Source organism: Robertmurraya sp. DFI.2.37 (assembly GCF_029211245.1).
In the GTDB taxonomy this organism is placed as follows: domain Bacteria; phylum Bacillota; class Bacilli; order Bacillales; family Cytobacillaceae; genus Robertmurraya; species Robertmurraya methanolica_A.
Genome location: NZ_JARGEJ010000098.1, coordinates 1 through 7137, shown reverse-complemented (window position 1 = coordinate 7137; position 7137 = coordinate 1). Strand labels below are relative to the sequence as shown.

The 7137-nt window shown below is 37.5% G+C and carries 10 protein-coding genes; 4 read left to right on the top strand and 6 right to left on the bottom strand.

Going from position 1 to position 7137, the window contains the following annotated elements; translation table 11 throughout:
* Nucleotides 1-165: 165 nt before the first annotated feature.
* The 4 genes from PZE06_RS24925 to PZE06_RS24910 form a co-directional block, all read right to left on the bottom strand.
* Nucleotides 166-1062 (bottom strand): tyrosine-type recombinase/integrase, encoded by an 897-nt coding sequence (locus PZE06_RS24925; RefSeq protein WP_150917638.1) that lies wholly within the window; start codon nucleotides 1060-1062, stop codon nucleotides 166-168.
* A gap of 393 nt (nucleotides 1063-1455) precedes the next feature.
* A complete protein-coding gene (locus tag PZE06_RS24920) occupies nucleotides 1456-1875 on the bottom strand; it encodes a hypothetical protein (protein ID WP_150917641.1) in 420 nt (139 codons plus the stop codon).
* A gap of 14 nt (nucleotides 1876-1889) precedes the next feature.
* Nucleotides 1890-2405, bottom strand: coding sequence for a replication-relaxation family protein (locus tag PZE06_RS24915; protein WP_191963600.1), 516 nt, complete (start codon nucleotides 2403-2405; stop codon nucleotides 1890-1892).
* On the bottom strand, nucleotides 2356-3669 hold the full coding sequence (locus tag PZE06_RS24910; RefSeq protein WP_150917647.1) for an FtsK/SpoIIIE domain-containing protein: 1314 nt from the start codon (nucleotides 3667-3669) through the stop codon (nucleotides 2356-2358). The genes PZE06_RS24915 and PZE06_RS24910 overlap by 50 nt, the downstream gene beginning before the upstream one ends.
* Nucleotides 3670-3868: 199 nt before the next feature.
* Here PZE06_RS24910 and PZE06_RS24905 point away from each other — a divergent pair, with 199 nt between their 5' ends.
* A complete protein-coding gene (locus PZE06_RS24905) occupies nucleotides 3869-4090 on the top strand; it encodes a helix-turn-helix transcriptional regulator (RefSeq protein ID WP_306421340.1) in 222 nt (73 codons plus the stop codon).
* 15 nt (nucleotides 4091-4105) lie between these two features.
* Here the strand turns inward: PZE06_RS24905 and PZE06_RS24900 are convergent, their stop codons facing one another.
* A complete protein-coding gene (locus tag PZE06_RS24900; protein WP_150917650.1) occupies nucleotides 4106-4339 on the bottom strand; it encodes a LexA family protein in 234 nt (77 codons plus the stop codon).
* Entirely contained in the window at nucleotides 4332-4592 is a 261-nt protein-coding gene (locus PZE06_RS32160) for a WYL domain-containing protein (RefSeq protein ID WP_483314086.1), read from the bottom strand. The genes PZE06_RS24900 and PZE06_RS32160 overlap by 8 nt, the downstream gene beginning before the upstream one ends.
* Nucleotides 4593-4660: 68 nt before the next feature.
* Between PZE06_RS32160 and PZE06_RS24895 the strand changes: the two genes are divergently transcribed.
* The 3 genes from PZE06_RS24895 to PZE06_RS24885 all read left to right on the top strand — a co-directional run.
* A complete protein-coding gene (locus PZE06_RS24895) occupies nucleotides 4661-4990 on the top strand; it encodes a YolD-like family protein (RefSeq protein WP_225310834.1) in 330 nt (109 codons plus the stop codon).
* Nucleotides 4991-5000: 10 nt separating this feature from the next.
* Nucleotides 5001-6266, top strand: coding sequence for a Y-family DNA polymerase (locus tag PZE06_RS24890; protein WP_150917659.1), 1266 nt, complete (start codon nucleotides 5001-5003; stop codon nucleotides 6264-6266).
* Between the two features lie 116 nt (nucleotides 6267-6382).
* Nucleotides 6383-7137: sensor histidine kinase (locus tag PZE06_RS24885; RefSeq protein WP_275792081.1), on the top strand; the 755-nt coding region annotated here is incomplete at its 3' end.

Genomic DNA, 7137 nt, shown 5'->3' with positions numbered 1-7137 from the left:
GAAAGCTTCCCAATGTTGGTGTTTATCAAAAAATATTCTTCTCAATATATTGGTCTCCATAAAATGAAAATACCACAGCTTAAATGACTGTGGTAGACCCAAATTTTTATACTTTCTTATCTTTTAAAAAATTCGCCGGCAATCCGCCAGCGAACTCGATTATTCTTATTCAACGCCCTTCTCGATAGCTTCATCGAGGTCTTTTCCGTAAATCTCCACATATCTCCGCAGTATCTCGAGCGACTGATGCCCACTCAAGCGTTGTAATACGAAGATATTAGTACCCGCTTCAACTTTTAATCGGCAAAAGGTGCGTCGAAATGCGTGCGGGCTTACAGCAACTTCTTTACTTACGCCTGTTTGTTCGCCATAAATCCGAAGCCTGTCTTGTATCGAACGGGCACTAATAGGCTTGTCCTCTACGCTAATAAATAAGGATTTTGTATCGAGGACACCACGTTCTTGCATATACGCCCGCATGACCGTCTTTAATCGGTTAGTCATCGGAATACGGCGTGCGTAACGGTTCTTGGCGTGTTGAACAGTAATAGCGCCTTTCTCGTCGAAGGAAACGTCTTGAACTCGCAGTGACGTTAACTCCGTCAATCTAATGCCGGTATGTGCAAACGTCAACATAATCGCAAGGTCGCGCAAGCCGATAAACGTCGTCAGGTCGGGCGCATCGAGCAACCGCTTGAGCTGCTGCTTCGTAAACGTCGGTCCTATTTCGTGACGCTTCCGTAATTGTTGTACGCCGTCGAACGGATTGCTTGCGATGTATTTCTTCTGAACGCAAAAGTTAAAAAACGTCCTCCCAGCGCGTAGCCGTGAGTTAATCGTATTAATGGCGCGCCCTAACGCCTGTTGATGCTCAATAAATTGCTCGATATGGTCTGTCGTGAATTTTTGTAAGTCGGTTATTGGCGCATCAATTTCCGAAAAACCACGTCCGGTCTGCTTCAACTCTTTCGCGTAAAACTTAACGGTATCGGGCGACAGTCCTTTAATTCCGCAATGTTTCAGAAACTCGTCGACCGCTTCGTGGTAATTTTTCGCAGGCACTTCGTTTTTCGTTACCGTGTTAATTACTTCCTTTGCTATTGCGGTGGTAACATTTTTTCTACGTTTAATCTTCGGACACCCTTTCGGTAATAAATTCCGCTAGGCTGCGTGGTATAATTCGTGATATTTTATCGGTAAAAATAGCGCGCAATAAAAAAGCCCCCACGCTGATAAAAGCAGCGTAGAGGCACCGTAAACTCAACGGTTTAGGTATAACGGAGTACGCCCTCGGAGGGAATCGAACCCCCAATATCACCATATAAAAGTAAGGATATTAGGGGTTTTTGATGTTATTAAATCAGTAGTTTTATAGTTTTATTTAAAATAAAGAACAATTAAAACAAGTGAATAATAGGACATGAATCGGACAAACCTTATTGTCCTTATGAATTTTTAAACAGCATTCCCCACTTGTTTGAGAACATTTAAAATGAGTGGGGATACTTGTATCAATACATACCCTAATCCGGCATTTTGGATCATCCCCCAGGCTTTATCCGCGTTGCCAAACATAAAGAAAAAACAGGCCCCCACAATTACTACACTTGCTACTGGAAATGACAAAGCGATTAAGATGTCCACCACTGGGTCCAACACATGGGCCAGTGCAGATAATGTTTGCTCTCCCATCCATTCTTTTGCAGTTGTTGGGATAGCTTCTGTTGTCGCTGCGAAAGCAGGTTTTGCCATGATTAATGGTACTGCAATAGATGTTCCGACTCTTTTTGCTATTTTCCCGTAGTTTATTTTCTTCCTTTCCTCTTTATAAGATCCAGACATAAAGCTATTAAAGGAAATCGTTTGAGTTCTCATGGTGATGATCCTCCTTAAATGATTTCATTAAATGTAAATACTCTCCCCGACAATCCTTCACAGAGCTCAATTAATTTTGGACGTCTGCTTCCGATTTCCGTAACCCATGCCAGATGGAATGGTTCATTAGTTAACTCCTTCATTCTCTTGTACTTATCAATTTTTCTTTTATTAACATTCATTGGCTGAGAGATATCCACTTCAACGAACACTGGTACTCCATTCATGTTGTATTTTGCATCGCAAATAATTGAAGTATCTCCTACATTGACTTTGATTTCATTTTGCCAACTGGATGGACACTTAAGATAAATCCATAATTGATTCCTTAATAAGAAATGTTGTATGTTTGGAGTTTTTTTCCGAATCACTTCACACTTAATCCGTTCTCGACCTTCCTTGGAAAGATAATAGACATTTTCAAGACCATGACGATAGGAACAGAGATACTGACTCATATCGTTTAAAAATCTATTGGCATTACGATCGCCTTTTAGATTGTGTACTGCCTGCAACTGACTTCTTGTCATGAAATCGAACTTCTTCAAAGTTAAGAGAATGTTTTCTATTCGCTGTTGTTTTGCTGCTCTTTTGTCCATCGCTATCCTCCTGACTTTTGTTTATAACGTGTGGATAAATCAATTGTTTTATTTCCTCGTTGGATATATATACAGTTTGCACCAACTGATTTGACGATGTTTGATAAATCGCTCTTCCTGGTATTTCCGGAAGTTCTTCAGCTCCGCCCTCATCAAGGACAGCGCGGCTGGCCACATTAGTTTTGAGTTTAAAACATACTCTTGCTAAAGCATTTTGACGGACTTGTGATCGCAAGGTCTCATTAGTTGGATATTGAGTTGCGTAAATCATTCTGAGTCCACAAGCACGGCCGCGTCGTGCAATGTCCTCTATTATATCCTGACATTTATCATTTAAATCGGCTGCCTCATCAATTATCACAAAATGACGTTCCTTAATCCCTGCTTCCTTTACATCTTCATATCCCTCAGATTCTAGGTAATCGTGAATATGGTTCATTCCATTTTGCACACTTTTAAGTATCTTATAGGCTTGTTCTTGATTTTTACCGAAATCCTCAACTTGTTTTAGGTTCTTGAACCTCGAAAATGCCAAGCCTCCTTTTAAATCAATTAGGTGAAACCTAACATTATCAGGTTGTTGCAAGGTTAATGTTGTGATCAACATCTTAATGATTTGCGACTTTCCGAATCCTGCAGCACCAGCCACAATCATAAAATAGTTGCTGTCAAAATCGTGATAAATCATGCCTTTTCTCGACATTCCTACAGGCACTCTCCATCCAGTTCCGACAATTGATGAGTCCCATGTCAAACTACTGGTAAGCTGCTTGTTATAAACCTTTATTCTTAGCATTCCATCAAACTCAATTTCTATCTCTTTCTTGCTTCTTTTTTCCTTAAATAGTTTTCGAATCTGTTTTACTAAGTCCTTGTTAATCCTCAATTCTTTTAAATCTGTAAGTTGGAAGTCTAAGACTACCGAACGGACATTTAGACCATCTTCCAAAATATGTTTATGTTCTTCAATCTTTTTTCGATCAAACCCTAAAGGCAACTGATATACATACTCCACACCACCTTCGATTTTTCTTTTCCTCTGCAGGCGAATCGTTTCACCTTTTGTCTTCCAAGATGCATTTGTAAAGATTTTTTGCATCTTATCCGCATCATTTGAGCCAGTCCCGCGACTCTTTAAATAGGAGTATCCTGCTAAACCACCCATCAAGATTGTGGAGCCAATTTCAAACAGCACAACGCCACCTCCTAGTGATTATTTACAAAGTAAATAGTTACTGATGGGAAGAATGTTCCGTATACGATTGAATGTTGATAGATATGAATAAGGAATGTTCCAAATTAATGTCTTTAATGGAATTTAGTAATGAATATTCCGTGTTGCTTGGTCATTATATTTTGTCCACCTAAAAAATTTAAAAGGACAAAATCATTTTTTGACGAATAGGTTAATGGGTGATGGTATGACAAAATTACAGCTATTAATCAAAAAAAGGAATATAAAACAAAGAGAATTAGCGAAGCAGCTAGGTATTTCAAATAGTGCGTTAAGTCTGATTGTTAACGGTAAATCAGTACCTACACTAAAAGTGGCTTTAAAAATAGCTCGAGCTGTCAACATGACAGTAGAAGATTTATGGGGAGATTTAATCGAATAAAAATAAACCGTCTCATTACGAGGCGGTTTTTGCTTTGTCTAGTAATTGAAGTGTTCGCGGTTGGCTAGGTTTCCAAGTCACGTAGCCTTTTTCTTTTAGCTTTTCCATGTGACCTGCGACAGTAGATGTTGAGGATAAGTTTACCATGTCGCCAATTTCCCTTATTGATGGAGCATAACCTTTGTTTTTTATATAGTTAGTTATAGTTGATAAAATTTCACTTTGCCTTTTGGTTAAATCATTAAGCATATGATGTAGTCCTCCTTTTAATGGGTTCAACAGCAAGAATCGAATCAATTTTAAAGATTCTTACCTGCCTTTTGGTATAACAAAAAGCTCTTATATAAGAATCGTTTTTTGCTTTAACCAAAATTACCCTCTTTGAGAGAGAATTATCCTTACTTAAATAAATTATTGTTACCGGTACAGATTCATTCAAAGATTGATTTAATAAGTAATTCACGCTGTTTCCCCTCCCTTTACCATAATTATACACGAACATTTGTTTGTTTTCAAGTTGATTTTCAAACGTATGTTCGCATATAATAACATAAAAAGGAGATGGGATTTATGATAAGAGATCGTGGGAATATAAAATGGACAGCTATGATGTTGCCCGAACATGTGCAATCACTAAGAGAAGCACTTATTGACGAAAATAAAATTCAAAAACCTGAATTAGACGAACAAACAATTGAAGAATTTGAAATGACAATCCTTGAGGCAATGGAGTTCAATACTCCTATCGTCCTTGAGATTTTTGAAAATGGTTATAAAAACAGCTTAAAGGGTACCGTACATTACATTAACCATTTGAAAAGCCAATTAATTCTCCAAGATGAAAAAGGATATTTTCATCACATTCCGTTTAACAAGTTAATCAACATACAACCAGAGTGAGGTATTCAACATGATCGACTACTCTCAATTTCCAGATAGAACAATTTTGTGTATTGATATGAAAAGCTTTTATGCAAGTGTGGCGGCCGTAGATAGAGGGCTCGATCCTCTTACTTGCTACATTGCAGTTGTTGGCGGTACAGATCGCCAAGGTAGCGTCGTACTTGCGGCATCCCCTGCTCTTAAACGAGATTACAAGATAAAAACCGGTTCACGCCTTTTTGAAATCCCAAAGGACCCTAAAATTTTGGTCGTAAATCCACAAATGAACCTATTTATTAAGGTTTCCACTGAGATCACCAAATTATTTTATCGTTATGTACCACCGAGTGCCGTACACTCTTATTCGGTGGATGAAAGCTTTTTAGATGTTAAAGGACTGGAAAAAATATGGGGAGATGCACGATCGATCGCTAAAAAAATACAATCTGACATTTACAATGATTTTGGATTGCCCTGTACAATCGGCATTGGTCCTAACATGTTAATGTCTAAATTAGCTTTAGACTTAGAATCAAAGAAAGCTCCGGATGGCATTGCCGACTGGACATATGATGATATCCCTCGAAAATTATGGCCAGTTAAACCGCTATCAGAAATGTGGGGTATCGGGAAAAGAACGGAAAGAACATTAAATAACATGGGGATTTTTACTGTTGGTCAGCTCGCTAATCATGATTTAAAACTGCTAGAAAAGAAATTTGGGATAATGGGAAACCAGTTATACTATCATGCTTGGGGAGTGGACTTATCGAAAGTTGGGGCTCCTATAATACAGGGGCAAATTAGTTTTGGTAAAAGTCAGATCCTCATGAGAGATTATACAGATGAAAAAGAGATAAAAGCCGTTGTACTTGAAATGTGCGAGGAAGTTGCTAAACGAGCACGGACAGCCAAAAAAGCCGGACGTACAATAAGTTTTGCACTCGGATATAGCAAGGATGAACTTGATGGAGGCTTTCATCGTTCCAGAACTGTCGAAAAACCAACTAACGTAACAATGGATATCTATAACGTTTGTCTTCAATTGATGAAAGAGAATTATCGCGGGCAAGTAGTTCGGTCAATTTCTATTTCAATCACCAAACTTGTTGATGACTATGAAATGCAACTTGATCTATTTGACCAAGATGGATGGAAAAAACGTGAGTTAGGCTACGTCGTTGATAAGATACGAAATAAATATGGTTCTGCTGCATTGTTGAGAGCTGTTTCTTATACTCCGGCTGGGACTGCTTTGCATAGGGCTAGATTGGTTGGTGGGCATAAGGGGTAGAACATTAATTTTAAAAATATTTCTAAAAAGTATACAAATAAAAGTCTTTATATCGCCCCTTATGTTTTATTATAATTAAAGTTAGCGTTTTTCTATAAAATAAAGGGGAAAATATTATGGAAATATATCTGCCATCTCGTTTTGTCCGAAATAATATGTATGATCTATTAGATAAAGTTATTACGTCTGATTTGCAACCAGCAAGTAACTATATTGAATTTAATTTCCGTTCTTTATCCTATATTGAACCATCAGGAATTACGATTTTAAGTAATCTTTTTGAATGGTTATTAAAAAGAGAAGTTAAACTTAAATCAATTACTCCTAAAGAACTCCCTGGTGGAAAGTACTGCCCGCTTACTTATCTAGATGATTCAATGTTTTTCAAGAGATATATTAATAAAACCTTAAGAACACACGCTAGGGTTCGTCCAACAACAAGGCCACTTGAACTTATTGAATACGCAAATAGTCACCAATGGCTACCTAATACGTTTATACCTTGGTTAGCTAACCAATTAAATGTTACTGAAACATCAATTGATGAATTTAAGGTTGCAATAGAAGAGATTTTCAACAATATAAACGATCATTCTTCAGAAAATATTGGCTGTATTTACGCACAGCATTACCCTAATATGAATGCTTTAAAAATAAGTATATCTGATTTTGGTATCGGTATACCAACAGCAGTCCAACAAAAATACCCCAATTATTCTGATAAAGAAGCTTTGCAAAAAGCAATTGAAAATGGATTTTCTACAGAATCAACACCAGGAAATCGCGGTGCTGGTTTAAACAATATTTTGACATCTGTTTTAACAGATAATAAAGGTACTATTCATATACATTCAAATAAGGGTATAATAGA